Below are 22,836 nucleotides of genomic sequence, written 5' to 3' on the forward strand. Positions count from 1 at the left end.
CTTCGTTTGTTTAACCCTAGATTTCAAATCTGATGGCTAATAATTCCGCTTAGGGCAAATTAACAAAGTAAATATTAAAAAAATCGGAAATTCTGCATCTTACATTCCTGTAATTTCGTATCCTGCATCAACGTACAAAACTTGACCTGTAATTCCACTTGCTAAATCGCTACATAGGAAAGCTGCTGCATTTCCCACTTCTAGCTGGGTAACGGTGCGTTTTAAGGGTGCTACTTGCTCTACATGATGGATCATATCTAAAATGCCACCCACCGCGCTTGAAGCTAAAGTACGGATGGGACCTGCCGAAATTGCATTGACGCGAATATTTTGTTCTCCAAGTTCTGCTGCTAGATAACGCACGCTCGATTCTAATGCTGCTTTCGCAACTCCCATAACATTGTAATTAGGAATTGCTCTGACACCACCCAAGTATGTGAGAGTCACAATGCTGCCTCCCTCGGACATCAAAGGCTTGGCTGCACCGGCTAATAAAGCTAAAGAATAAGCGCTGATTTCCAAAGCTAAACTAAAGCCTTCGCGAGAAGTTTCGCTAAAACCTCCGGTTAAGTCGTCTTTTTTCGCGAAAGCAAGACAATGAATCAAAATATCTATCGAACCCCATTTGTCCTTGATGGTATCAAAAGTTGATTTTACTTGCTCGTCATCTTGGACATTACATGGCAAAAACAAACTAGGAGAAAGCGGTTCGACTAAATCCTTGACCTTTTTCTCCATTTTTCCTTTCTCGTCAGGTAAATAGGTAACACCAATATTTGCTCCTGCTTTATGCAGTTGTTGGGCTATACCCCAAGCAATAGAACGGTTATTAGCAATACCTGTGACGAGCGCGTTTTTCCCTGTCAGATCCAGCATAAAAATGACCTATTTATTCAATGGTTCATGGTTGAGCATACTAGATATTAGACCGATCGCTCTAAATTTTAAATACTATTTGCTGAGTACTAATAATAAATGTTGTTAAAAATCTGCTAATTTAATCACCATTTTTTTTATGATATTTTAAATATTTCTTCATCGAATTAAATTACTTCTATGAACTAGCTGAATAGTGTTAAAAATTAGTAGCTGTCTTGAGCTAAAATTTATGTATCATCATGAACAAATAGTAAGAAGGTGAGGAGGTTAAGTATAGGAAAGTACAAAAAGGTTCACAATGCAATCTTTATTTTTCAAGTGTATTCTTAGGTAATCTGTTTTAATTATTCCGGCATTGGGTAGGGGAAGGGAGATGATTGTGACACAAGATAAAGCCCTAGCAAATGTGTTTCGACAAATGGCAACTGGAGCTTTTCCACCAGTTGTAGAAACATTTGAACGCAACAAAACTATATTTTTTCCGGGCGATCCAGCAGAACGAGTTTATTTTCTTCTCAAAGGTGCCGTGAAGCTCTCCAGGGTGTATGAGGCAGGAGAAGAAATAACGGTGGCATTGCTACGAGAAAACAGTGTTTTTGGTGTTTTATCCTTACTAACAGGAAACAAATCCGATCGGTTTTATCATGCGGTAGCATTCACGCCAGTAGAATTACTCTCGGCTCCAATTGAACAAGTAGAGCAAGCACTCAAAGAAAACCCTGAATTATCTATGTTGATGCTGCGAGGACTTTCTTCGCGGATATTACAAACTGAGATGATGATTGAAACTCTTGCTCACCGAGATATGGGTTCAAGATTAGTAAGCTTTTTACTAATCCTGTGTCGAGATTTTGGAGTACCTTGCGCTGATGGAATAACTATCGATTTAAAGTTATCTCATCAAGCAATTGCTGAAGCAATTGGTTCTACTCGCGTTACCGTTACAAGATTGTTAGGTGACTTACGAGAAAAAAAGATGATTTCAATACACAAGAAGAAAATTACCGTACACAAACCAGTTACTTTGAGTCGGCAATTTACTTAAAGCATCGCCAAGGGATTAAGTTCAAATTCTGTTAATAGTCTGATAATAGGAGGTCACAAAAGCTTTTGTTTGATTGCATTGTTGAAAAAGTACATCTGAAATTATCAGAACAACAACTTCGGATAACTAAATTATCCGGTTAACATTACAGATGCTTTTATTTTGGTAGCAGATGAATGATAATTAGGGCTGCTACCAATTTATTTAGAATTAAAGAGGTAATTTTTTCTGCTTGTTAGATAGAGCAAAGTTTAAAATAGCGATTAATTCTAAGCTTTTGGTAATTTAAGTAAGGCACACTTGAGAATAAAGTATATTTAGCTCTTGCCTTATTTGCTTTTTCTCACACACAATAACTGAAAATAGTAAACAGTATGTGTAAGGATGAATTCGGCACGATTATATGACTACCGCGTTTATCCTGATAACCGCAATTCTAATTTTGGGAGGCGTAATTGCCACCGTCGGCGATCGCATTGGCACGCGGGTGGGCAAAAAAAGGCTCTCACTTTTTAACCTGCGTCCTAAAAAGACTGCCGTTGTGGTGACGATTTTGACGGGAATCGGTATTTCTGCTTCAACTTTAGCGAGTTTGTTTTTAGTTGATGAAGGATTGCGTAAAGGTGTGTTTGAGCTTGAGGATATTCAAAAAGATTTGAGGAGGAAGCGAGAACAGCTCGAAGGCACTGCAACTAATCTTGAAATTACTAAAAGAGAGTTGGCAGAAGCTAGAAACCAACAGGCGCAAGCCCAGAAAAGATTAGAAGCAATCAACCGCTCGCTGCAAGCTGCAAACACCAAACAACGGCAAACCCAAGCCCAACTCAATCAAACTATTAAGCAGCAAGCTCGCACTCAAGCTTTGTTGCAAGATACTCAAAACAAACTCAATCAAGTTGCAACTCGCTACAAAAAAGCTATTGACGAATTGCAAAGCATAATCAACCAAAGAGACAATAAAATTGAGGAAATTAAGCAGCTTAAAGCAGAAAGCTCGCAACTCAAAGAAGATAGAAGACGATTAATTGCAGATGCTAAAAAAGCTTTAGCTCAAGCCGAAGCCGCAATTAACAAGCGCGATCGCGAATTAGCTAAACGCCAAGAAGCCATTGAAAAGCGGGATGAAAAAATTGTTCAGCTTGATAAACAAATTCAACAGCGTAATTCTGAGATTACAGCCCGCGAGCAAATGATTACTCAAAGACAAAAAGTAATCAACGAAAAGCAAGCGCGGCTTTCAGAGTTAGAACGACAGCAATCTTCCTTAGAGCAACAACTGGCAAAATTGGGACAATCCAATCGGGATTTGCGTTTGGGTAAGTTAGCTTTAGTCAGGGGACAAGTTATTGCTGAAGCAGTTGTTAGTGTAGAAAAACCCGCAGCTGCCAAACAAGCAGTAATTAAGTTATTGCAGGAAGCAAACCGTTCTGCTCTTAATAAATTAAGCGAACCTGGAAGTAATTTATCACAAGATGGAAAATCATCAATTCTTTTTGCTACTGCAAAACAAATTGAGCAATTAAGCAAGCAGATTGATGATGGCAGAGAATATGTAGTGCGAATTTTTTCCGCAGGAAATTATGTCCGGGGAGAAAAACGCATCGAATTTTTTGCTGATGCAGCACCCAATCAAGTCGTTTTTCAAAGAGGTGAGGTACTAGCAACTACCACAGCAGATCCTCAAAACATGACACCAGATCAACTCAAACAGCGACTGGAGTTATTAATTTCTGCTTCTCAATTTCGTGCCCGTAATGCTGGTATTTTAGAAAGTATTCAAATAGACCGTACTTTTATTAAATTTGCATCTTTATTAAGACAGTACAATCAATCATTAGATATCAAAGCTGTGGCGGCAAATGATACTTATAGAGCCGGACCTTTAAAAGTTAAACTGGTAGCGATATTAAATGGAAAAATAATCTTTAGTACTTAGAGATTTGCAAATAATATCATGTCGGTGAAATTAAACATATTTAACTCAAAAATCAAGGAGATAATTATTTTAGTCGGATAATATTATGTTTGCTCCGACATTTATCATATTTGTGGCATAGGTAATTGATAATTGATAATTGATAATAACTTAAGCCGTAATGGTATTACAAAGCATAAATAGTCTGCACAAGTGATTGCCAGATTCACTGATTGCTAAAAGTCCATTGCTTTTTTAATATTAGCTTTAAGCCAAGAGTAAAACTTGTATAGGTAAAATTAACAGCATTTTATATGACTTCCCGTAATTTTTCACCTTCCGATTCGGTGATTTTGGGTTTCGATCCTGGAAAAGATAAATGTGGTGTGGCTGTAATGGGGCTTGATAGACAACTTCAGTACCACGAAGTTGTTTCCTCTTCCGAGGCAATAAGCATTATTGGGGATTTGTATCAAAAATACCCAATTTCTTTGTTAGTAATGGGCAACCAAACTACATCAAAGCACTGGAAGCAGCAAATACAAGAACAATTATCCGCAACGGTAAATATTATTTTAGTAGATGAGCGTTATTCAAGTTTAGAAGCACGCGATCGCTACTGGGTAATGTACCCACCAAAAGGATTAACTAAGCTATTGCCCAAAGGAATGCGGACTCCACCACGTCCAATTGACGATATTGTGGCAATTTTGCTTATCGAAAGATACCTCAATCGTTTAACCCAGTAGCTTAGTATGGGGAGATGAGAGTACAAATGTGAGGAAGAATGAGGAGAGAGGATGCAATAAAATTCCTAACTCCTTATTATTAAATTACTACCCCTAAATCTAAAATCTAAAATCTCAAATATAAAATTCTATAACCTCTAATTCCTCATTTATAAATTTTATTTATTAACTATTTGCTATTGGCTAATTCAAATTTCGGCTCGGATAGTAAAAGCATAATCTCCCCCCGGTTCTAGTTGATAGTCTTTTTGCTCTAGAAAACGGCTAAGAGGCTCTTTAATTAAGGCTCTACCTTGAGAAGGTGTTATTGACAAATCTCCTTGACGAAAATGCCATAGAAATTGCCATTGAAATTCACCTGCTCTTACTTCTCCTTTAAGTAAACCGTCTTCCCACGATTGTCGGGTTATCCGCACGTGGGCTGTAGTTTTCGGTAGTCGTTTAGAACTCACGATTTATGCAATACCGCAGTGTTGATTATTTGTACTTTTACCTATGATTTACGCAAATCCTTCCTGAAAAAATAGGACAGGTTAGCAAGTCCACTTTTACTGGTTAGCTTAGTCTTTATTGCTCCAAACCCAAGCAGTGAGGGACTAAAATTATCGCCGAAATCAACCAAAGGCTCCGATTACTCAGAAGTAGCATCACCCAAAGCGGATAACGCTAACGCAGTTTCTTTCAGACGAAGATACCCGTAATCAGGGATTTCATTAATGTTGCGTAAGTCCTATACTTAACATAACTTAAATTTAAATTAGGTCAAATTGGTATACCAAAATTTTGATTTTAGTCTTATAGGACTCAAGTAAGTCAGCACAAATAAACTGAACTATATAGTAAGTGATAAAACACCGATCGTATCTGTGGGATTAATATTAATAGGTAATAAAAAATTTTGATAGCACTGGGTTATATAGTAAATAATTAGCCGGACTCGGTATAACTTAGTTTGTATAATTAATTCTTTAAATTGAACCACCAAGCAATAAATACATTAGAGATAGTAATTATTTGATTCAAAAACTTCTCAATGTCCCTGGTGGCTAATCTCAGTTAATATTCATTTTGTCAATAGAAGCGCGGATTTTAGATTTGTGAATTCATAATCCCGGACACTTGTTACAACGCAGGCAAACTGCTTACGAGTTCAGTGTCCTTTAAATCTAAAATCCTAAAACTTTAGGCGTTAGAAGCTGCTTCTCGCGCCGCAGCGGCTTGTTCTGGGTGAATTCCTAGACGGGTAAGGTTGATTCTACCTTTGTTGTCAATTTCCCGAACTTTAACGATTACTTCGTCGCTAACTGCAACTTCATCTTCAACTTTGCCAACTCGATAATCGGCTAGCTGGGAGATATGAATCATCCCTTCTTTTCCTGGTAAAAACTCCACGAAGGCACCGATGGGTATAATTCGAGTCACTCTACCGACATAAACGTCACCTTCATTGAGCTTGCGCGTCATTGATTGGATAATGAAGCGGGCTTTCTTAGCTTTGCTTTCATCTAATGCAGCAATTGTTACAGTGCCATCATCTTCAATGTCAACTGTGGCACCTGTCTCTTCAGTAATTCCTTTAATGGTCTTACCTCCGGGACCAATCACCAAACCAATCATGTCTGGTTCAATCTTGATTGTTAATAAACGTGGAGCATAAGGTGACATTTCCTCACGCGGTTTTTCAATGCAAGCAAGCATCTTCTCTAAGATGTGTAATCTAGCACTCTTAGCTTGATGAACTGCTTGGGCAACAACCTCCAAGGATAAGCCAGTGATTTTCATATCCATTTGCAGGGCTGTGATGCCTGTATCGGTACCGGCAACTTTGAAGTCCATATCGCCGAGGAAATCTTCAATACCTTGGATATCGGTTAGAACGCGGACTTCGTCTGCTTCTCTAATTAAACCCATTGCTGCACCGCTAACGGGTTTTGCAATTGGTACCCCTGCATCCATTAACGCTAATGTGGAAGCACATACCGAACCCATTGATGTAGAGCCGTTAGATGAAAGTACTTCAGATACGACTCTAAGTACGTAGGGAAATTCACTTCTTGGTGGCAATACAGATAATATGGCTCGCTCTGCTAAAGCACCATGACCAATTTCTCTTCGTCCCGGTGCCCGTAAAGGCTTGGTTTCTCCAACGGAAAATGGTGGAAAATTATAATGGTGGAGATAATGTTTTTGCTGGTCTGATTGCAGGTCATCGTTCAAGTTTTGAGCGTCTCCGGGAGTTCCCAAAGTACAAATAGAAAGTACTTGAGTGAGTCCTCGATTGAATAAACCGCTACCGTGAACTCGTTTGGGTAAAAGACTTACTTGGCAAGATACCGGACGCACTTCATCCAGCTTGCGACCATCTACGCGAACCTCGTCTTCAACAATCTGACGGCGCATCAGCTTTTTAGTAATGCTTTTGAAAGTGTTGCCAAGAGCTTTACTGTTCTCCATTGCTGCAACTCGGATTGGATCTTCTTCCGATAGCTCCTCAATGGCTGCCGAGATTTCCTCTTTTATGACATCCAAAGCATCATCGCGTTCGGCTTTAGTAAAATCAAACTGCGATAAAACTTTTTTGATTTTATCGGTAGCGCGATCGCTAATAAAGTTTTCCAGAGTGGTATCTACTTCCGGTGCTTCTTCCGAAACAATTTCAATACCTAATTCTGCAATTAAATCGAGTTGTGCCTGAATTAAATCTTGTACGGCTTCGTAACCAAATTCAATAGCTTCGATAATATCTTGTTCTGGTAGTTGATTAGCCCCGGCTTCTACCATGATTACACCGTCCGGCGAACCAGCAACAACCAGATCCAAGTCTCCAGCAGTGATTTCTGCATAGGTGGGGTTGATGATAAAATCGTCTCCCACTAAGCCAACTCGTACCGCAGCCATGGGTCCGTTAAAGGGAATTTTCGCCATCAAAGTAGCAATACTTGCCCCAGTAACCGCTAGCACATCCGGCGGTACTTGTTCATCTACCGAAAGAGTTGCTGCGATAATTTGCAAATCGTCTCGCAACCATGAAGGGAATAGAGGACGCATGGGACGGTCAATTAAACGACTTGTAAGAATCGCTTTTTCTGGAGGTCGTCCTTCCCTTCTTAAAATCCCCCCCGGAATTCTACCTGCGGCATATAATCTCTCTTCGTAATCTACCGTCAAAGGTAAAAAATCAATTCCTTCTCTTGCTCGCGATCGCGTCGCCGTTACCAATACTGCGGTATCCCCAGATTGTATCATTACAGACCCGCCAGCCTGGGGAGCTAACACGCCTACTTTCAGCCGAATATCCCGTCCGTCGAAGGATATTGACTTTTCAAATTCTTCCATTCAGTTCTTTTTCCTTCTATGCACTATTCGCTCTCAGTGGCAATCCTAACATTTATGCCTTCTAGCTTGCCGCTTTGCTGTTTGTAAGTCAGTTACCAGTTAACAGGCACCTGCGACTATTGTTTAATTTCTTTTAGTTTTATTCATAATTCTTAACTCTGCTTCATTAGGGAGAAGGAAAGAAACATCAAGAACAAGGGGCGCTACTCGTTCCCAACTGCCAACCGACGATACATAACCAAAGCATCTATATATGTACTATCTTTTAACTCTACTGCTGCGGGAATCCGTCCAATAGTTTGGAATCCTAAAGATTGCCACAGCCGAATTGAAGGTATATTAGTTTCAAACACCAAATTAAACATTACAGCTTGATAACCTAGATCCTGGGCTATTCTAAGCATAGTTTCACCCATAAATCGTCCAATCCCCTGACCCCGCATTTGTGGTTGTACAATAAATCCAGCGTTGCAAATATGGCTGCACTTCCCAGGAAAGTTTGGTTTGAGATAAAAAGCAGCTAGTATTTCTGGCGAGGGAGATTGATTGCTTGTATTTACTGGTTTCACTACGAAGCAATCACCCACAAGCCAGTAAGCCTTAAATTCTAATTCTGTCAAAGGTTGCTGTTGCGGATATGATTTTCCTTCTAGAACTATGCGATTAAGCAATTTTCTGACATCCTCTGTTTCGTGAGAATGCATATAATCTAATTCTACTTCTATGGCACTTTTTAGATTTGTATAAACTGGTAACTGCATTTTTGTTAATCTTGATTAAGTTATATTTTACAATTGTTGAATAAGTTGAAAAATCAGACAAAATAAATTTTTTAGCAAGTTTTACACTCGAAGCAGGGGGATATAAAGTTTATTTAGTTTATGAAGTTTGAAAATAACTAAATATATTTAAAATGTATTTATAATATTTATCAAAAAATCTCAAAAAATATTTCAAAAGCATAACGTTTGAGTCGTATCTATAGTAAGATATCCACTTTAATTGCATATCATCAATTCATTATTGCTAAAGATTTTATATTTAATCAGTTTTCATAGATTCTAATATAAGCTCGAAACAATATTTTCTTCAAAACAAAGCAGTCGAGAATCAAAGTTCTACAAAAGGTAAGAGTGTAGTTGAGATATGGCAATTTTACACGGTAGTTGGTTACTACAAGGTCAAAGCAGTTGTCTTTTTGTATGGGGAGAAACTTGGCGTTCTATAAGTAGCGATTCGGCTGAAGATGAATTAGTAAAAGTACAACCCCATCCTTTCGGTATGACACCGTTAGAATTATTGGAATTATTGCAAAAACGCAATCTTAAAATTCCGCAAGAGTGGGAAAAACTAGTAGCTGAGAATTCCACAACTAAATCTGGAAAAAAAGCCAAAGCTACTAAAGAAGATATAAATTTACCTTCTTCATCCTTCGCTATCGCTTTACCTACACATATTCCTCAAGAAAATAAAAAGAAGAAAAAGAAAAAGGATATTGACTCGATACATCCCCTACATTCAGGAGTTGTTAACGAAGGCGCAAGCGAGCAATATTTATATTCTTGGCAAGTTGAAGGTTTTTGCTTGAACTCTACAGAAGCAGTAAAATTTTTAACTTCCTTACCGATGAGCGTGACTAATGATGAACAAGCTTTTATTGGCGGAGATTTACGTTTTTGGTCGCAAATTGCCCGTTGGGGTTTAGATTTAGTTGCAAGATGCAAGTTTCTGCCTGGAATTGATAATTTACCGGATAATTCTAAAATTGCTAGTTGGCAAGCGCTTTTAGATAGTGCAGTTGACGGCAGTCGTTTGGATAAGTATTCGCGATTAATGCCTTTATCTTGTCGTCTTTATCAAGGACAAATTCAAGGTGATATTCAAGATTATTACCAATCAATTAATTTACCTCCTGAATCCGAGCAACTACTACTAGATTTTTTAAATAAAACTGTGGATGCTCAAGTGCGAGAAATGGTAAATTCTCTCGATCCAGGAGAAACTCGATTGCTGGCATCTTTACCATCTGTAGTCAGACAGTGGTTGCATTCTTTAACAAGCAAGAAAAATTCACTTGCTGCAAATAATCAGGAAGTTGAAAGGCTAGAAGGCGCTCTAAATTCTTGGACTTTACCTTTACAAAATCAACTTGGAGCCAGAAGTCTTTTTCGTACTTGTTTTGTATTGCGTACTCCAGAAGTCGGGGATACACAATGGTTGTTGGAATATTATCTGCAAGCAATTGATGATGAAGAGTTTTTAGTAGATGCACAAACAATTTGGAATCATCCGTTTGAACAATTTATTTATCAAAATCGCACGATTGACAAACCGCAAGAAACTTTTTTAAGGGGTTTGGGTTTAGCTTCGCGGCTTTATCCGATTATTGCACCAAGCTTGGATACGGCTTTACCTCAATCTTGTCGTCTTGAACCGATGCAGGCTTATGATTTTATCAAGTCGGTAACTTGGAGATTTGAAGATAGCGGTTTAGGTGTAGTTTTACCCGATTCTTTAGCAAATCGCGATGGTTGGGCTAATCGTTTGGGCTTAAAAGTCAGCGCTCAAACTCCTAAGAAAAAAGCCGAGCGTTTGGGTTTACAAAGTTTACTTAATTTCAAATGGGAATTAGCAATTGGAGGACAAACTCTTTCCAAGCAGCAGTTTGACAAACTTGTGGCTTTAAATAGTCCCTTAGTACAAATCAATGATGAATGGGTAGAATTACGTCCCCAAGATATCAAGACAGCACAAACATTTTTTGCGGGTAGAAAAGAAAAAATGTCTTTATCCCTAGAAGATGCTTTGCGATTGGGTTCTGGTGATACTCAGACAATTGAAAAATTACCAGTAGTCAGCTTTGAAGCTTCTGGTGCTTTGCAGGAGTTAATTACAAATCTTACGGATAATCAAGATTTAGAATTAATACCCACTCCCGAAAGTTTTCATGGAGAATTGCGCTCCTATCAAAAGCGAGGAATGTCTTGGCTGGCATTTTTAGAGCGTTGGGGTTTGGGCGCTTGTTTGGCTGATGACATGGGTTTAGGGAAATGCGTTGCACCCGATACCGAAATTTACATCAACGGTTGTTTGAATACTGCTAAAAATATTTGGCAAAGCTATGCAGGGGAAACACAATTTGACGGTGAAGGATTTTGGGCTGAATCCACCGAGCAGTTGATAGTTAATTCCTTAAATGAGTCAACTGGTGAAATTATCCAAGCTCCAATTCGACGACTTTACCGACAAAAGGTTGAAGAAAAGTTAAGAAAAATCAATTTACAAAATGGTAGCAGCATTACCATTACTCGTCGTCATAAGTTACTGACGAATAAAGGTTGGACAAATCACCTGAAAATTGGCGATTCTGTTGGTATACCTACTAATAAACCCTCAGCGAACCTCCGCGAAAACCTCCGCGAACCTTTGCCTTTAAAAAATACAACTCCTCTTCCTCAAACAGCCAATATTGCTTTAAAAGAAAAACCAAAAACTAGTAAAGAAATCTTCTACTGCAAAATCGAAAGCATTGAAGATATAGATTATCAGGGATGGGTTTACGATTTTGAAGTTGAACAACACCATAATTTCGTTGCTAACAATATTATTTGTCACAACACAGTTCAATTCATAGCCTTTTTACTTCACTTAAAAGAAGAAGAAGCCTTAGAAAAACCAACTTTATTGGTTTGTCCAACTTCCGTATTAGGAAACTGGGAACGAGAAGTTAAAAAATTTGGTCCTAAACTTAAAGTTTTACAGTATCACGGTGATAAACGTCCCAAAGGCAAGGCTTTCCAAACTGCTGTTAAAGATAAAAATATCGTAATCACAAGTTACTCGTTAGTTCATCGCGATTTAAGTTTGTTGCAGGACGTTTCTTGGCAGATTATCGCTTTAGATGAAGCCCAAAATATTAAAAATGCTTCATCCAAACAATCGCAAGCAGTACGACAGTTAGAACCAGATTTTCGGATTGCTTTGACTGGTACCCCGGTAGAAAATAGACTGCAAGAATTGTGGTCGATTATGGACTTCTTAAATCCCGGATATTTAGGAAACAAACAGTTTTTTCAACGACGGTTTGCAATGCCGATTGAAAAATACGGCGATACCTCTTCATTATCGCAATTGCGTTCCTTAGTCCAACCGTTTATTTTGCGACGCTTGAAAACAGATAGAGATATTATTCAAGACTTACCAGAAAAACAGGAAATGACTGTTTTTTGCGGTTTAACCCCCGAACAAGCCAAGCTTTATCAACAAGTAGTAGAAGATTCCCTATCCGAAATTGATGATGCAGAAGGATTGCAGCGTCGGGGAATGATTTTAAGTTTACTTGTGAAATTAAAACAAATTTGCAATCACCCAGCACAGTATTTAAAGAAAAAGAAATTAGAGCAATACGATTCAGCCAAACTTCAGCGTTTGGACGAAATGTTAGAAGAAGCAATATCAAATGGCGATCGCGCTTTAATTTTCACTCAGTTTGCGGAGTGGGGTAAGTTGCTAAAACCCCATTTAGAAGATAAGTTGAGCCGAGAGACTTTGTTTTTATACGGTAGTACAACCAAAAAGCAACGTGAGGAAATGATAGACCGTTTTCAACACGATCCACAAGCCCCACCTGTAATGATTCTTTCTTTGAAAGCTGGCGGTGTCGGATTAAATTTAACTCGTGCAAATCATGTATTTCACTTTGATAGGTGGTGGAATCCCGCAGTCGAAAATCAAGCTACTGATAGGGTATTTCGTATCGGTCAAACAAAAAACGTTCAGGTGCATAAATTTGTTTGTACCGGAACTTTAGAAGAAAAAATTCACGACATGATTGAAAGCAAAAAGCAATTAGCAGAACAAGTTGTAGGTGCGGGAGAAGAATGGTTAACCGAAATGGACACGGACCAATTACGTAACTTATTAATACTTGATAGAGATGCAATTATTGAAGAAGAAGGTTAAAGGTTAAAGGTCAAAGGTCAAAGGTAGAAGTTAAAAATATAATCTTGACTTCTAACTTTTTTACAATTCACCATGCCCTATGCCCAATTACCAATTACCAATTACCAATTACCAATTACCAAAATTAAAACCATGCAAGCAAATTACGATTTACAAGCATCAAGAGAATGGTGGTCGCAACGATGGTTAGAGCTATTAGATTCTTATCGTTTTAAAAAGCGTTTGGAACGTGCAAGAAATTATGCCCGCCAAGGAAATATTCTCAATATTAAATTTGCAAATGCTAAAGTCTTAGCTAAAGTACAAGGTAGCGAACCGGAACCTTATAGCGTTTCTCTTTCTCTAGATTCCTTTAGCGATGAAGAATGGGGTTTCATTGTTGAAACAATGTCCCAAAAAGCAATATTTGCGGCAAAATTATTAGCGGGAGAAATGCCACAAAATATCGAAGAAGTATTTACAGCAAATGGCTTATCTTTATTTCCTTTTACCTTATCTGAAGTACACAGTAAATGCTCCTGTCCCGATAAAGCTAATCCCTGCAAACACATAGGTGCTATTTATTATCAATTAGCCGACCGTTTCAGTGAAGACCCATTTGTGCTATTTCAATTACGAGGACGCACTAAAGAAACAATTATTAATGATTTAAGAAAACTACGTAGCCTTGATGCAGAAGCTGAAATTTCCAATACTCGGGAACCAATCAAAGAACAAAATAAATCCTTAGAACTAGATAATTTTTGGCAATACAACCAGCCTTTAGAATCATCTTTAGTAGTTATTGCACCATCAACCGGCGAAACAGTTTTAGATGTATTGGGTTCTATTCCCTTAGCTAAAGAAGATGAAAATATTGCCAATATTAATTCTACAGATATAGTCATGAAATATCTTAATTCGCTTTATAAAGATGCCAGTCAGAAAGCATTTTTAGCCGCGATGAATCAGTGAACGGTAAATAGTTATCAGTGACCAGTGAACATCAATTTTGATTTGACGCTTACTCATGTTTAAAAATCCGCCTATTTTGAAACATAATTATTAACTGATAATTGGTAACTGCTCACTGTTCGCTGTTCACTGATAACCGTTCGCTGATATCCTATTACCGCAGGTTCATCCAGTTACATAAGAATGGAACTTCAAACAAAAATTATTACTGTCGAGTTGAGTGATGGAACAAATGTAAGAGTTGAAGCTACTCTTATTGGAGACCGTAAGCTAACTTTTCACACGCGACCATTTAGTGAAGTAACTTGTGCTATAGAGTCTTTGACAAAGGAAATTGCGGAAACGGTGCAAAAGGTTAAGCCAGATAAAGCTTGTGTCAGATTTGGAGTAGACATTGGTATTGAGTCGGGAAAACTTACACCTTTGCTAGTCAAGGATTCTTCTACAGGTAATATCGAGATTACTTTGGAATGGATTAATTAATCAGCTATGTGGTTTAGTATTTACATAAATATTCAATTGTGGGTGAACAGGTAAAGTGAAGAGAAATATTTTTTCACAAAAGATTTTAACTCTTACTCTTTGCAAATTTATTGCTTGTATTAAAGTAGTTAATTGTATTTGCGGATGCTTATCATTGAGATTAATCCCACTTTTGATAATTGCTTTTACACTAGCTAAATCATTATCAATTGTTACCTGAAAAATATTATTAATGTACCCTGAGCCATACATTTTATGATTAATTCAGCTTCAAAAAATTATTACCAATTACCAATTACCAATTACCAATTACCAATTACCAATTACCAATTACCAATTACCCATTCCCAACTATAAAAAAAAAGCCCCCGCTTTTACACGGGAGCAATTGATTGTCAGTAATAAAACTTTGCTAACTATGCTAACCAGATAATTAGTCTAAGTCAGGCATAAACATTACTGGTTCTGATTCGCGGTCGATACCTTTCTCGAATCCACCAGCAGCCGCACGAGCGCGACCTGCGTGCCATAAGTGACCAATTAGGAAGAAGAATCCTAATACGAAGTGAGATGTAGCCAACCACGCACGAGGAGACACGTAGTTAAAGGAGTTAATCTCAGTCGCAACACCACCAACAGAGTTCAATGAACCCAAAGGTGCGTGGGTCATATATTCAGCAGCACGACGAGCCTGCCAAGGCTGAATATCATTCTTAACTTTTTCTAAGTCAAGACCATTAGGACCGCGTAGAGGCTCCAACCAAGGACCGCGGAAATCCCAGAAGCGCATGGTTTCACCACCGAAGATGATTTCACCACTAGGAGAACGCATCAAGTATTTACCAAGACCTGTAGGACCTTGAGCAGAACCTACGTTCGCACCTAAGCGTTGGTCGCGAATCAAGAAGGTTAATGCCTGTGCTTGAGAAGCTTCTGAAGCTGTAGGACCAAAGAATTCGCTGGGGTAAGCAGTGTTATTGAACCAAACCATAGTGGAAGCAATGAAGCCCATCAAGGACAATGCACCCAAACTGTAGGAAAGATATGCTTCACCAGACCAGATGAAAGCGCGACGCGCCCAACCGAAAGGCTTGGTAAGAATGTGGAAGATACCACCAGAAATAGTCATGATGGCAACCCAAATGTGACCGCCAACGATATCTTCGAGGTTGTTAACGCTGACAATCCAACCTTCACCACCGAAGGGGGACTTAAGTACGTAACCGAAGATTACCGCAGGATTCAATGTGGGGTTAGTTACCATGCGGACATCACCACCACCAGGTGCCCAGGTGTCGTATAAGCCACCAAAGAACATTGCTTTAAGTACCAACAACAAGGCTCCGCCTCCTAGGATGATTAGGTGGAAACCAATGATGGTAGTCATCTTGTTCTTGTCTTTCCAGTCATAACCGAAGAAAGAAGAGTATTCTTCTAAGGTTTCTGGACCACGAACTGCGTGGTAAATTCCACCGAAACCTAGTACGGCAGAAGAAATTAAGTGAAGTACGCCAACAACAAAGTAGGGGAAAGTATCAATAACTTCACCACCAGCACCTACACCCCAACCAAGAGTAGCTAGGTGAGGCAACAGGATTAAACCCTGCTCGTACATTGGCTTTTCAGGGATAAAGTGAGCAACCTCAAATAAGGTCATTGCTCCAGCCCAGAAAACGATTAAACCAGCATGAGCTACGTGAGCGCCAAGTAGTTTACCGGAAAGATTGATTAAGCGAGCGTTACCAGACCACCAAGCAAAGCCTGTGCTTTGTTGGTCGCGTCCACCAGCTGCAATTGCTTGATTAGAGAGCGTTACCACGTGGGAGAACCTCCTCGGGGAATACAAATTGTTCGTGGGGCTGATCTTGAGGAGCCATCCATGCACGGATACCCTCATTCAGCAAAATGTTTTTCGTATAGAAAGTTTCAAATTCTGGGTCTTCTGCCGCTCTCAATTCTTGAGATACGAAGTCATAAGCACGTAAGTTTAGCGCTAAACCAACTACACCTACTGCGCTCATCCATAACCCAGTTACTGGCACGAACAACATGAAGAAGTGCAACCAGCGTTTGTTGGAGAATGCAATACCGAAAATCTGAGACCAGAAACGGTTTGCTGTCACCATTGAATAAGTTTCTTCTGCTTGGGTTGGTTCAAATGCACGGAAGGTGTTAGAACCATCGCCATCTTCAAACAAGGTGTTTTCAACGGTTGCACCGTGAATTGCACACAACAGCGCACCACCAAGTACACCTGCTACTCCCATCATGTGGAAGGGATTCAAAGTCCAGTTATGGAAACCTTGGAAGAACAGCAAGAAACGGAAGATTGCTGCTACACCGAAGCTAGGAGCAAAAAACCAAGAAGACTGACCCAAGGGGTACATCAAAAATACGCTGACGAATACTGCAATTGGTGCAGAAAATGCGATGGCGTTGTAAGGACGAATTCCCACCAAGCGGGAAATTTCAAATTGACGCAACATGAAGCCAATCAAAGCGAAAGCTCCGTGCAACGCTACAAATGTCCACAATCCACCTAACTGACACCAGCGAGTGAAGTCACCTTGAGCTTCTGGACCCCACAACAGCAATAGGGAATGTCCCATACTGTCTGCGGGTGTGGATACTGCCACCGTAAGGAAGTTACAGCCTTCTAAGTAAGAAGATGCTAAACCGTGGGTGTACCAGGAAGATACAAAAGTTGTACCTGTAAGCCATCCACCTAGAGCCATGTAGGCACAGGGGAAAAGTAAAATACCCGACCAACCGACAAAAACGAATCTGTCTCGCTTTAACCAGTCATCGACTACGTCAAACCAGCCTCTAGTGCTAGGGGCGCGTCCAACTGCAATAGTCATTTGGACAAAAATCCTCTTTTACTAAAAATTGCTACGTCTCTAAAGAAACAAAGTTTTTATTTAGCCACTCTCAACAGTTTTAATACTGTCAATTTTATGAGAAAATACCACCAAGTAAGTAAGCATTTCTCAGGGTTGTGCCAGACCCCAATCACAAACTGTTTTCACAGAGTCTGATTGCTTAATAATTCTTAACTTATCACATTAGTCCAGCTTTGTGAGCAATTTATACTCATAAATTAGTCATGTGAGTGCTAACCCACTACATAACCATCAATATCAGAATATTTACAATTTGACACAACTTTTCTCATAAAACTTAAATTTATTAGAAAATCTAAAGAATTTGTGCAGAGCTACTGCCGTGATGGCAGACTTGATTTAAAGAGAATTTCTCACGACCTCTAATAAAAGTGACATGACGGCATCAACAACCATTCCAAAAAGTAACAACGTCCTTACACAAAAGGTTCTGGGTTCTCGTAGATTTAGTAATTATTTTTGGGCAACAGTTGTTTTTCTTGGAGCCGGAGGCTTTCTGCTCGCCGGTTTATCAAGTTATTTTCAGAAAAATTTACTTTTAGTCACGGATGCAACTCAGTTGGTATTCGTCCCCCAAGGCTTAGTTATGGGGATATATGGTGTTTTAGGTTTGCTGTTAGCAACATATCTGTGGCTGGTAATCTTATGGGACTTAGGAGGTGGATACAATGAGTTCAATCGGGAAACAGGTGAAATGAAAATATTTCGCTGGGGATTTCCTGGAAAAAATCGGCGAATTGAAATTGATGCTCGTACAGAAGACGTGCAATCAGTAAGAGTCGAAATCAAAGAAGGATTAAACCCGCGCCGTGCCCTCTACTTACGGGCAAAAGGTCGCCGAGACATTCCCCTAACAAGAGTTGGTCAACCTTTGTCTTTAGAGGAATTAGAAACCAAAGGCGCTCAGTTAGCAAAATTTTTAGAAGTACCCCTCGAAGGGCTGTAATTTGGGCATGGGGCATAGGGCATTGGGCATTGGGCATGGGGCATTGGGCATTGGTAACTCCTAATTCTTAACCTTCAACCTTTAACCTTTGACCTTTAACCTAATTACTGTTGCCTAAATCACTATAGAAGCTAAGATACATGGGTTGAGTTTTGAAGTGGAAATGCTGTTGAAAGCTCCTAAGTATTTTTTAGTTACGCTGCTGCTTGTCAGTGCTTTGATGTTAAATGGGTGTTCTGGTGGAGAGGTAGCTTCTACTAATACCTCTCCGGACTCTACCGTAGCCCAAGCAAATAGCGATTCAACTGTACAAGCAACTCTTGCATCTGAAGTAAAAAACGAGGCTGTTCCTGGAATGAATGATTTACCCAAACTTGATGGTAAAGCTACTGTAGTGATGACCGTTAATGGTTCTCCTATCACTATCGAATTAGATGGAGATAATGCTCCTATTAGTGCCGGTAACTTTGTAGAGTTGGTCCAGAAAAGTTTCTATGATGGCTTAACTTTTCATAGAGTGGTAAAAGACCCCCAACCATTTGTGGCTCAAGGAGGCGACCCCAAAGGTACCGGAACCGGTGGGTATGCTGTTGATGGTAAAGAACGTACTATTCCCTTGGAAATTAAGCCACAGGGTGAAAACGAGCCAGTTTACGGGCAAACAATCAAAAAGACACCAGTATTGCAACACAAAGCAGGTGCCATCGCGATGGCGCGATCGCAATCTCCAAACTCTGCTTCCTCGCAATTTTATTTCGCTTTGTCAGACCTGGCTTTCTTGGACGGTAACTACGCAGTCTTCGGTAAAGTCACTGAGGGCATGGATGTTGTGAATAACATCAAGCAAGGCGACAAAATTGAGAGCGCCAAAGTTACTGAAGGTGCGGATAACTTAAAAAACGTTAAGTAGTTTTGAATTAAATCGGGAATTGGGCATGGGGTATTGGTAATTGGTAATAAATAATAGGTAATGGGTAATAGGTAATGGGTAATGGGTAATAGATAGAAAAATATAAGGGGCTGTTCGGTTCTCACTATTAACTCCTAACTCTCTACTCTCGAACTTTAACCTTTGACCTTTGACCTTTGACCTTTGACCTTAATTCCCTATGCCCTATACATAATCTTCAATCTAAAATCTTTGCCAAAATCTAAAATTGATTCAGGTTGTCGTTACTGGTATTGGTTTAATTTCCTCCTTGGGTAATAACTTGGAAGAAAGTTGGCAGCATTTAATCGCAGGTAAGTCTGGAATTAAACTATACAGACCATTTCCAGAATTACAGCCGCTTCCTTTAGGTTTGATTGGCGATCGCCCAACTGAGTTAAAAAATCTAACTCGACAAGTCGTAATTTCTGCTTTGCAAGATGCTTCGTTAGTTCCACCCTTACCCGATTGCGGAATAGTAATTGGTTCGAGCCGGAGCTATCAAGCAGAATGGGAAAAGATGGCAAGATGGATGTATGAAGAAGACAATAAAGATAAACTTTCTCCCCCCTCTACCTCTTCTCCCCCCTCTCTCCTTTCCAACCTCCCCCATATGAACGCGATCGCAGCAGCGCAACTCGTGGGTGCAACGGGAATTGTTTTAGCACCTATGGCAGCTTGTGCTACGGGTATTTGGGCACTTTTTCAAGCTTTTAATTTAATTAAATCTGGGCGATGCGAGCGAGTCGTTGCCGGTGCGGTGGAAGCTGCAATTACGCCTTTGACGATAACTGGTTTTAGTCAAATGGGTGCTTTAGCAAAAACTGGCGCTTATCCTTTTGATATCCATCGAGAGGGTTTGGTTTTAGGAGAAGGAGGAGCGGTTTTTGTTTTGGAGTCGGCAAAATTAGCAAGACAGCGCAGAGCAAAAGTATACGGTGAAATTTATGGGTTTGGGTTAACTGCTGACGCATATCATACGAATCAACTCGATCCTCAAGGAAAAGGTGCTATTTCTGCGGTTAAAGAATGTTTACATCGCACTCATATTTCTCCGGAAGATATAGATTATATTCACGCCCACGGTACTGCTACGCAGATGAATGACAGTGTAGAGAGTAAGGTTATACAAAGTATATTTTCTCAACAAGTAGCGGTTAGTTCTACCAAAGGCAGCACGGGTCATACAATCGGGGCTTCTGGTGCTTTAGGAGTTGCTTTTTCTTTAATGAGCTTGAATAATCAAATTTTACCGCCGTCTGTAGGTTTAAAAGAGCCTGAGTTTGATTTGAATTTAGTTACAGAAGCGCGTGAAAGTGTTATTAACAAAGCGATGTGTTTTAGTTTCGGCTTCGGGGGACAAAATGCGGTTGTAGTTTTAGGTAATGGAAGTGAGGCTAAAAAGTCTTGATATAGGACTACTATTTGATTATTGAAAAATACGTAGGGTGTGTTGTCGCGGAGCGCAACGCACCATCGGGTATTGGTTCCGGTGCGTTAGGCTAAAGCCGTAACACACCCTACAAATACCTAATTTTATTCAGAAATCAAACCGGATTCCTATAGTAAGTATTGAAAACTTTAATAAAAGCGATTGATTACAAATTTGAAAAAACCTAATACTTGGATATATTTAATATTCAGTATCTATAGATTGTGAAAAAAATTATACTTCGGCATGTATCTTAGCTTCATATTGGTTAATGTCTCCTATGAAAGTTGAAAACCCAATACCACGATTTCAAACGGGAGCATCCCGATTTTTAACCAACATTTTATCCGACACCCTGTAAGGGTGCGGCTATATAAACAAAGCCCACCTTCGTGGGCTACTAAGATTCTTAGCCCATGTTAGCGTAGCGTGCCCGAAGGGCATAGGTGGGCTTTGTAGTATTAGCCCCAGGCTTTAGTCTGTGGGCTTTTTGCCGCCATTGGGATGCTCCCATTTCAAACTTTGTTTTCAGCAAATTATTTTTCAACGCCTAACTAAATTTTCATCAAGAAAGTCTTCTTATCTAAGCAAAAGAATCCTTACTTGAGGGAAACATCCAGGAGAACTAATTAACTCTAACCAATTGCGATTATTTTGCATTCCCAACCTAAAATAATCAATTTCTCTTGACATCCCATACCTTAGACAGTAGCCAGTATTGCTGAGAAATATCATAATAAAAGTATAGAAATCTTAAAATATATTTACCAATGCTGGTTTCCACCTCTGGCTGGTCTAAGGTCAAACATTCAATACAAGAAAAAATTCTTTTCGGCAATGAACCGACAGCAGAATTGTTCGCAATTCTTACGGTTTATTTTGTCCAAGGTATTTTAGGGCTATCGCGTTTGGCGGTTAGCTTTTTTCTCAAAGATGAGCTTGGGCTAAGTCCTGCCGAGGTTTCAGCCTTATTTGGTATCGTGGTTCTACCTTGGGTTATTAAGCCTGTATTTGGCTTTTTCTCAGACGGTTTTCCCATATTGGGTTATCGACGCAGACCTTATTTAATTTTATCGGGGATACTCGGAGCGTTAGCTTGGGTTGGTATGGCTACTGTAGTTAATAGTAGCTGGGCTGCGGTGACTGCAATTTTATTGAGTTCGCTTTCAGTTGCGGTGAGTGATGTCATAGTTGACTCGCTGGTAGTAGAAAGAGCAAGGGCAGAATCGCAAGCCGAAGCAGGTTCTTTACAGTCTATTTGTTGGGGAGCTTCGGCGTTTGGAGGTTTAATCACTGCTTACTTCAGCGGATTTTTACTAGAACATTTCACTACGCGGACTGTATTTTGGATTACCGCAACATTTCCATTAATAGTTTCTGGAGTTGCTTGGTTGATTGCTGAATCTCCCGTGGAGAAAAATACAGAAGATGATAAAAACAGCAATTTTGAAGATGTTAAACAGCAAGTAAAGTTACTTCGTCAAGCCATAACTCAGAAAATAATTTGGTTGCCTACTGCATTCCTCTTCATCTGGCAAGCTACACCAAGTTCTGAATCGGCGTTTTTCTTTTTCACTACTAACGAACTGCATTTTCAACCAGAATTTTTGGGAAGGGTACGCTTAGTAACGAGCGTTGCGGCTTTAGTTGGTATTTGGATTTTCCAGCGTTTTCTCAAAAGCGTTCCGTTTCGAGTCATTTTTGCTTGGAGTACGGTATTATCAACAGTTTTGGGATTAACCACACTGTTGTTGGTAACTCATGCGAACCGTGCTTTAGGAATAGATGACCACTGGTTTAGCTTGGGTGATAGTTTAATTTTGACAGTCATGGGACAAATTGCCTATATGCCTGTTTTGGTATTGGCTGCAAGAATTTGTCCTCCGGGAGTAGAAGCGACTTTGTTTGCACTTTTAATGTCGGTAACTAACTTAGCGGGATTAGTTTCTCACGAAACTGGTGCGGCATTGATGCATTATTTAGGGGTTACCGAAACTAACTTTGATAAACTTTGGCTGTTAGTGACAATTACTAATCTCAGTACTTTGTTGCCGCTACCGTTTATTAATTGGCTGCCTGCTGCGGGAGAAGAAACTCCAAAATTAACTCAAACAGGTTTGAAAGAAAGCGACGAAACGGAAATTGTACCTAATTTGGTGTCAGAATTAATTATTAATCAACCAGCAGAAGAAGTGATTGATTGATATAAATTGGGAATAGGGCATTGGGCATGGGGCATTGGTAATTATTAACTCCTAACTCCTAATACCATTTCTTTATAAAGATGCGCCTAATTTAGCCCGC

Annotated in this window: 16 protein-coding genes; 10 read left to right on the forward strand and 6 right to left on the reverse strand. The window is 39.6% G+C overall.

Annotated features, from left to right (window positions below; translation table 11 throughout):
* Nucleotides 1–99: 99 nt before the first annotated feature.
* Nucleotides 100–876, reverse strand: coding sequence for an enoyl-ACP reductase FabI (gene fabI / locus RIV7116_RS12070; RefSeq protein ID WP_015118577.1), 777 nt, complete (start codon nt 874–876; stop codon nt 100–102).
* 376 nt (nt 877–1,252) lie between these two features.
* On the opposite strand from fabI, the gene ntcA reads away from it, so the two are divergent.
* From ntcA to RIV7116_RS12085, 3 genes are all read left to right on the forward strand, one after another.
* Nucleotides 1,253–1,924 carry a global nitrogen regulator NtcA gene (gene ntcA / locus RIV7116_RS12075; RefSeq protein ID WP_010998529.1) on the forward strand — a complete coding sequence of 224 codons (672 nt, stop codon included), beginning with the start codon at nt 1,253–1,255 and terminating at the stop codon, nt 1,922–1,924.
* A 403-nt stretch (nt 1,925–2,327) separates the two neighbouring features.
* A complete protein-coding gene (locus tag RIV7116_RS12080) occupies nt 2,328–3,860 on the forward strand; it encodes a DUF3084 domain-containing protein (protein WP_015118578.1) in 1,533 nt (510 codons plus the stop codon).
* A gap of 293 nt (nt 3,861–4,153) precedes the next feature.
* The gene (locus RIV7116_RS12085; protein WP_015118579.1) at nt 4,154–4,588 is read left to right on the forward strand and encodes a pre-16S rRNA-processing nuclease YqgF; all 435 of its coding nucleotides are present in this window, start codon (nt 4,154–4,156) and stop codon (nt 4,586–4,588) included.
* A 188-nt stretch (nt 4,589–4,776) separates the two neighbouring features.
* On the opposite strand, the gene RIV7116_RS12090 is transcribed toward RIV7116_RS12085, so the two are convergent.
* The 3 genes from RIV7116_RS12090 to RIV7116_RS12100 all read right to left on the reverse strand — a co-directional run bounded on the left by RIV7116_RS12090 (nt 4,777) and on the right by RIV7116_RS12100 (nt 8,685).
* Complete coding sequence (locus tag RIV7116_RS12090; protein ID WP_015118580.1) at nt 4,777–5,040, reverse strand: DUF3146 family protein; 264 nt, start codon at nt 5,038–5,040, stop codon at nt 4,777–4,779.
* A gap of 730 nt (nt 5,041–5,770) precedes the next feature.
* On the reverse strand, nt 5,771–7,924 hold the full coding sequence (locus tag RIV7116_RS12095; protein ID WP_015118581.1) for a polyribonucleotide nucleotidyltransferase: 2,154 nt from the start codon (nt 7,922–7,924) through the stop codon (nt 5,771–5,773).
* Nucleotides 7,925–8,127: 203 nt separating this feature from the next.
* Complete coding sequence (locus RIV7116_RS12100) at nt 8,128–8,685, reverse strand: GNAT family N-acetyltransferase (protein WP_015118582.1); 558 nt, start codon at nt 8,683–8,685, stop codon at nt 8,128–8,130.
* 385 nt (nt 8,686–9,070) lie between these two features.
* Between RIV7116_RS12100 and RIV7116_RS34890 the strand changes: the two genes are divergently transcribed.
* The 3 genes from RIV7116_RS34890 to RIV7116_RS12115 all read left to right on the forward strand — a co-directional run bounded on the left by RIV7116_RS34890 (nt 9,071) and on the right by RIV7116_RS12115 (nt 14,323).
* Nucleotides 9,071–12,886 carry an SNF2-related protein gene (locus tag RIV7116_RS34890; protein WP_015118583.1) on the forward strand — a complete coding sequence of 1,272 codons (3,816 nt, stop codon included), beginning with the start codon at nt 9,071–9,073 and terminating at the stop codon, nt 12,884–12,886.
* Nucleotides 12,887–13,018: 132 nt separating this feature from the next.
* Entirely contained in the window at nt 13,019–13,840 is an 822-nt protein-coding gene (locus RIV7116_RS12110; protein ID WP_044291773.1) for an SWIM zinc finger family protein, read from the forward strand.
* Between the two features lie 183 nt (nt 13,841–14,023).
* Nucleotides 14,024–14,323 (forward strand): CU044_2847 family protein, encoded by a 300-nt coding sequence (locus RIV7116_RS12115; RefSeq protein WP_015118585.1) that lies wholly within the window; start codon nt 14,024–14,026, stop codon nt 14,321–14,323.
* Between the two features lie 433 nt (nt 14,324–14,756).
* Here RIV7116_RS12115 and psbC read toward each other — a convergent pair whose 3' ends face one another.
* Nucleotides 14,757–16,142 (reverse strand): photosystem II reaction center protein CP43, encoded by a 1,386-nt coding sequence (gene psbC / locus RIV7116_RS12125; protein WP_015118587.1) that lies wholly within the window; start codon nt 16,140–16,142, stop codon nt 14,757–14,759.
* Complete coding sequence (psbD, locus tag RIV7116_RS12130) at nt 16,126–17,184, reverse strand: photosystem II D2 protein (photosystem q(a) protein) (protein ID WP_015118588.1); 1,059 nt, start codon at nt 17,182–17,184, stop codon at nt 16,126–16,128. The genes psbC and psbD overlap by 17 nt, the downstream gene beginning before the upstream one ends.
* A gap of 418 nt (nt 17,185–17,602) precedes the next feature.
* On the opposite strand from psbD, the gene RIV7116_RS12135 reads away from it, so the two are divergent.
* The 4 genes from RIV7116_RS12135 to RIV7116_RS12150 all read left to right on the forward strand — a co-directional run bounded on the left by RIV7116_RS12135 (nt 17,603) and on the right by RIV7116_RS12150 (nt 22,736).
* Entirely contained in the window at nt 17,603–18,172 is a 570-nt protein-coding gene (locus RIV7116_RS12135) for a photosystem I assembly protein Ycf4 (protein WP_015118589.1), read from the forward strand.
* 163 nt (nt 18,173–18,335) lie between these two features.
* A complete protein-coding gene (locus RIV7116_RS12140) occupies nt 18,336–19,082 on the forward strand; it encodes a peptidylprolyl isomerase (protein ID WP_015118590.1) in 747 nt (248 codons plus the stop codon).
* A gap of 247 nt (nt 19,083–19,329) precedes the next feature.
* The gene (locus tag RIV7116_RS12145) at nt 19,330–20,511 is read left to right on the forward strand and encodes a beta-ketoacyl-ACP synthase (RefSeq protein ID WP_015118591.1); all 1,182 of its coding nucleotides are present in this window, start codon (nt 19,330–19,332) and stop codon (nt 20,509–20,511) included.
* Between the two features lie 791 nt (nt 20,512–21,302).
* Nucleotides 21,303–22,736: a folate/biopterin family MFS transporter gene (locus RIV7116_RS12150; protein ID WP_015118592.1), complete on the forward strand. Its 1,434-nt coding sequence runs from the start codon at nt 21,303–21,305 to the stop codon at nt 22,734–22,736.
* Nucleotides 22,737–22,836 lie beyond the last annotated feature (100 nt).

It is taken from the genome of Rivularia sp. PCC 7116, assembly GCF_000316665.1.
GTDB lineage: Bacteria > Cyanobacteriota > Cyanobacteriia > Cyanobacteriales > Nostocaceae > Rivularia.

Bases quoted from the DNA above. Each gene is read 5' to 3' on its own strand.
- fabI (WP_015118577.1), bottom strand. From the start codon at position 876: ATGCTGGATCTGACAGGGAAAAACGCGCTCGTCACAGGTATTGCTAAT.
- ntcA (WP_010998529.1), top strand. From the start codon at position 1,253: ATGATTGTGACACAAGATAAAGCCCTAGCAAATGTGTTTCGACAAATG.
- RIV7116_RS12080 (WP_015118578.1), top strand. From the start codon at position 2,328: ATGACTACCGCGTTTATCCTGATAACCGCAATTCTAATTTTGGGAGGC.
- RIV7116_RS12085 (WP_015118579.1), top strand. From the start codon at position 4,154: ATGACTTCCCGTAATTTTTCACCTTCCGATTCGGTGATTTTGGGTTTC.
- RIV7116_RS12095 (WP_015118581.1), bottom strand. From the start codon at position 7,924: ATGGAAGAATTTGAAAAGTCAATATCCTTCGACGGACGGGATATTCGG.
- RIV7116_RS12100 (WP_015118582.1), bottom strand. From the start codon at position 8,685: ATGCAGTTACCAGTTTATACAAATCTAAAAAGTGCCATAGAAGTAGAA.
- RIV7116_RS34890 (WP_015118583.1), top strand. From the start codon at position 9,071: ATGGCAATTTTACACGGTAGTTGGTTACTACAAGGTCAAAGCAGTTGT.
- RIV7116_RS12110 (WP_044291773.1), top strand. From the start codon at position 13,019: ATGCAAGCAAATTACGATTTACAAGCATCAAGAGAATGGTGGTCGCAA.
- RIV7116_RS12115 (WP_015118585.1), top strand. From the start codon at position 14,024: ATGGAACTTCAAACAAAAATTATTACTGTCGAGTTGAGTGATGGAACA.
- psbD (WP_015118588.1), bottom strand. From the start codon at position 17,184: ATGACTATTGCAGTTGGACGCGCCCCTAGCACTAGAGGCTGGTTTGAC.
- RIV7116_RS12135 (WP_015118589.1), top strand. From the start codon at position 17,603: ATGACGGCATCAACAACCATTCCAAAAAGTAACAACGTCCTTACACAA.
- RIV7116_RS12140 (WP_015118590.1), top strand. From the start codon at position 18,336: ATGCTGTTGAAAGCTCCTAAGTATTTTTTAGTTACGCTGCTGCTTGTC.
- RIV7116_RS12150 (WP_015118592.1), top strand. From the start codon at position 21,303: ATGCTGGTTTCCACCTCTGGCTGGTCTAAGGTCAAACATTCAATACAA.